Origin of the sequence: uncultured Roseovarius sp. (genome assembly GCF_913054395.1) — a bacterium.
Taxonomy (GTDB): Bacteria; Pseudomonadota; Alphaproteobacteria; order Rhodobacterales; family Rhodobacteraceae; genus Roseovarius.
Genome location: NZ_CAJXIP010000228.1, coordinates 1 through 3,609 on the forward strand (window position 1 = coordinate 1; position 3,609 = coordinate 3,609).

Consider the following 3,609-nt stretch of genomic DNA (forward strand, 5'->3'; position numbering starts at 1 on the left):
CTAGCAGAACGCCGAAACGGCAAATTGACCAAACGCAATCCGGCACCCTTGCTGGACCACCTGCAAGGGCTGAATATTTGCAAAATATCTGAATGGGCTCACAGGACCGACCAGCCCGGCGCAATGCCGGTCATGCAACAGCCTTCAGGCCAGGGCGCGCAGGATTGAAACCGAATCCGGGGCTCAATCGCTGTCGATGATCAGAAGGCAGGCCGCCATGGTTTTGCGGGTGTCATCATAGACCGTGGGCCGTTCCCCGATCCAGCGCGCGTAAAGACGGCACTCGGGTTTCGTGCCCTCTTCCAGCGCCGCGATTGCCCCGCGCACCTCATCGGCGATGCGCCCGATGCGAAGCCGAAAGTTGTCGTGATACGTGTTGCGATGCAGCGCTTCCATGCGAAGATGAAACAGCGAACTGCGCGCACGCGGGGCGATCTGCATCGCGCCGATAGAGGCCGTGGCATTGGCGTCCCACTGTTTGGCCGCCTTGGCGAAATGCGCCTTGGCGCGTCCGTGTCGTCCGGCGGCCTTGGCCAATATCCCCAGATTGGCATCGACTGTCGCCCGCCGCAGATCGTTGCGGTGAAACACAAACCTCGCGACAAGATGCGCGCGGCGCAAAAGCGTCGCGGCGCGCGATCTGTCGCCCCTGGCCCAGGCCTCGTTGACCTGTTCCATCAGCCCTTCCCAAAGGATATCCGCGCGGCTCCAGCCAGCGGCGCGCGCAACCTGTGCCGCAGGCGATCCGAGGTCACACCCCCAGATATGCGGCGCGAACATGTTCGTTGTCATGGAGCTCATTTGCGGGGCCCTCCAAGGCCATGTTTCCGGTTTCCAGCACATAGGCGTGATCCGCCAGTTCCAGCGCCAGTTCGGCGTTTTGTTCGACCAGCACCACAGACAGGCCCTGTGCGTTGATTTCTTCGATGATCACGGCGATTTCCTCGACAATCACCGGGGCCAGACCCATTGATGGTTCATCCATCAGCAGCAGTTTGGGTGCCGACATCAGGGCACGCCCGATCGCGAGCATTTGCTGCTCGCCGCCCGACATGGTCTTGGCCAACTGCCGGCGGCGTTCCTTCAGGCGGGAAAATCGGGAAAATACCTTTTCCAGATCGTTTTCAACGCCCTCCTTGTCACGCCGCAGGAACGCCCCGGTGCGCAGGTTTTCCTCGACGGTCATATCGGGGAAAATCCGGCGTCCCTCGGGCACATGGGCAATCCCGTGCGCGACAATCTTGTCCGAGGGCAGCCCGTCAATCCGCTTGCCGTTGAAATGAATCTCGCCCCCCTTCAGCGGCACCATGCCGGACATCGCCCGCAGGGTCGTTGTCTTGCCCGCGCCATTGCCGCCGATGATTGTCACGATTTTCCCGTCAGGCACGGCAATCGAGATATTGCGCACGGCAGAAACCTTGCCGTAGTTGACCGAGATTTCCTTGAGCTCAAGCAACATGGCGCGCGCCCCCCAGATAGGCCTCGATCACCGCAGGGTGATGGCGGATTTCCTCGGCGTTGCCTTCGGCCAGGAACTTGCCGAAACTCATGCAGGTGATGGTATCGCACAGCCCCATGATGGCCTGCATGTCATGTTCGACCAGAAGGATGGTGATGCCATCCTCACGCAGTTTGCGCATCAGCCCCATCATCTGACGGGTCTCTTCCGGGTTCATCCCGGTAAAGGGTTCGTCCAGCAACATCACGTCGGGGTGGCTGGCATAGGCCACCGCCATGCCAAGCGCGCGCTGGTGGCCATGGCTGAGATCGCCGGCCAGATCATTCCTGAGATGATCCAGCCCGAAAAATTCAAGCGCCTCTCTCGCACGCGCCTCTGCACCATGACGGTCGTCCTTGTCCCAGCCGACAATGGCGGCAAAGATATTAGGGCGGAACGGCATGTGGGTGCCGACAAGGACGTTGTCCATCACGCTGAGTTCGGCAAAAAGCGTCGAATGCTGAAAGGTGCGCACCACGCCGCGACGCGCAACCTCGTACATCTTGAGCCCCGAGATATTCTCGCCGCGCAGGCGGACCTGCCCCTCGGTCGGTGTGTAAAACCCCGAGATCATGTTGAAGGTGGTGGTTTTGCCCGCGCCATTCGGCCCGATCAGCCCGTGAATTTCGCCATGGTTGACCTTGAACGACAGGCCGTCCACCGCCGTAAGACCACCAAAGCGCATGGTCAGGTTATCGACTTCGAGAAACTGTGTCATTCCGCGGCCTCCTGTTTGACGACACCGTCCGGAGCCCGGCGGCTGAATATCCTCTGCACGATGCTTTCAAGGCCCTTGGGCATGAACAGGATCGACAGGATCATGATCGCGCCATAGATCAGCGGGCGCATCTGCTCGAACCCCATTTCCCGCAGGATGATCTCGTTCAGAACGGTCAGAACGATACAGCCAAGGATAGGGCCGTAAAACGTGGCCGTACCGCCGACGATGGCCCAGGTGAGGACAAAGACCATCACCTCGACGTCAAAAGAGTTGGGGTTGATCGTGCCAATGTAATGCGCAAGCAGCGCCCCGCCGATCCCTGCAAAGCCGCTGGCAATCGCGAAGGCCAAAGTGCGATAGGCGCGCAGGTTGACGCCCGAGGCCTCGGCGAGCTTGTCCTGCCAGTGCACGGCGTGAAAGGTCAGGCCGACGGGCGATTTCTCGATCCGCCAGAGAATCCACAGGCAAAACGCCACCACGGCGCCGGACATGTAGTAATAGCTGATCGGCTCGAAGAAATCGAAATCATAGATGCCGATGGAAAAGTCCGGCATCGGGTCGATGCCCTTGATGCCCTTGGCCCCGCCGAATGGGTCGCGAAATCGTTTCCAGAGCAGGCGGATGATCTCGCCCGCCGCGAAAGAGCCGATCAGGAAATAGAACCCCTTCATGCGGAAAAGCGGGAACGACAATAACACCGCCAGCAGAGCGGCGGTGCCGCCCCCCAGCAATATCGAAACGGGCACGTAAACGCCCAGTTTCTTGGAGAAGAGCGCAGAGGCATAGGCCCCGACCCCCATGATAACCACGTGCCCCAGCGACCATTCGCCGGTCAGGGTCAGCAGGCGATAGGAAGAGACCAGCAGGATGTTGATGGTGAGGAAAACCAGGACTTCCTGTTGCGAAAACGACAGCCCGTGGGGCAGTGCGAGAAACGCGGCGACGGCCGCAAGAAGGATGATCAGATTACGCACGATCCGCACTCCCGAACAGGCCGGTGGGTTTGACGATAAGCACCAGCAGCATAAGGCTGAGCCCGGCAATGTCGGCAATCACCCCGTCATAGAAGGTGGTCACGAAGGTATGCACAAAGGCATAGACGACCGAAGCCACGATCGCGCCTTCAAGGCTGCCGACCCCGCCGACGATAATCACGATGAACGCGGTCACGATGACAGAATGGCCCATATGCGGATTGACCGACACCAGCGGCGCCGTCAGGGCCCCCGCGATACCGGCCAAACCGGCACCGATGAACATTGCAATGCGCGCGGTCTGATTGATCGAAATCCCCTGAAGCGCGGCGGCTTCGGGGTCCTGGGCCGCAGCGCGCAGCGCCCAGCCAAAGCGGGTCTTCTTCAGGAACACCCACAACATGCCCAGCAAGACA

Annotated in this window: 4 protein-coding genes and 1 pseudogene; all 5 read right to left on the reverse strand. The window is 60.4% G+C overall.

The annotated features are described in order from the left end of the window. Positions 1–183: 183 nt before the first annotated feature. Positions 184–792, reverse strand: coding sequence for a tetratricopeptide repeat-containing protein (locus QZ522_RS18410; RefSeq protein WP_294615024.1), 609 nt, complete (start codon positions 790–792; stop codon positions 184–186). After that, positions 752–1,459 (reverse strand): ABC transporter ATP-binding protein, encoded by a 708-nt coding sequence (locus tag QZ522_RS18415; protein WP_294615025.1) that lies wholly within the window; start codon positions 1,457–1,459, stop codon positions 752–754. Before QZ522_RS18415 ends, QZ522_RS18410 begins: the two co-directional genes overlap by 41 nt. After that, complete coding sequence (locus QZ522_RS18420; protein ID WP_294615027.1) at positions 1,449–2,216, reverse strand: ABC transporter ATP-binding protein; 768 nt, start codon at positions 2,214–2,216, stop codon at positions 1,449–1,451. The genes QZ522_RS18415 and QZ522_RS18420 overlap by 11 nt, the downstream gene beginning before the upstream one ends. Next, on the reverse strand, positions 2,213–3,193 hold the full coding sequence (locus QZ522_RS18425; protein WP_294615029.1) for a branched-chain amino acid ABC transporter permease: 981 nt from the start codon (positions 3,191–3,193) through the stop codon (positions 2,213–2,215). The genes QZ522_RS18420 and QZ522_RS18425 overlap by 4 nt, the downstream gene beginning before the upstream one ends. After that, positions 3,186–3,609: pseudogene (locus QZ522_RS18430) on the reverse strand (branched-chain amino acid ABC transporter permease); the annotation flags it as partial. The pseudogene QZ522_RS18430 and the gene QZ522_RS18425, both read right to left, overlap by 8 nt.

Bases quoted from the DNA above. Each gene is read 5' to 3' on its own strand.
- QZ522_RS18415 (WP_294615025.1), bottom strand. From the start codon at position 1,459: ATGTTGCTTGAGCTCAAGGAAATCTCGGTCAACTACGGCAAGGTTTCT.
- QZ522_RS18420 (WP_294615027.1), bottom strand. From the start codon at position 2,216: ATGACACAGTTTCTCGAAGTCGATAACCTGACCATGCGCTTTGGTGGT.
- QZ522_RS18410 (WP_294615024.1), bottom strand. From the start codon at position 792: ATGACAACGAACATGTTCGCGCCGCATATCTGGGGGTGTGACCTCGGA.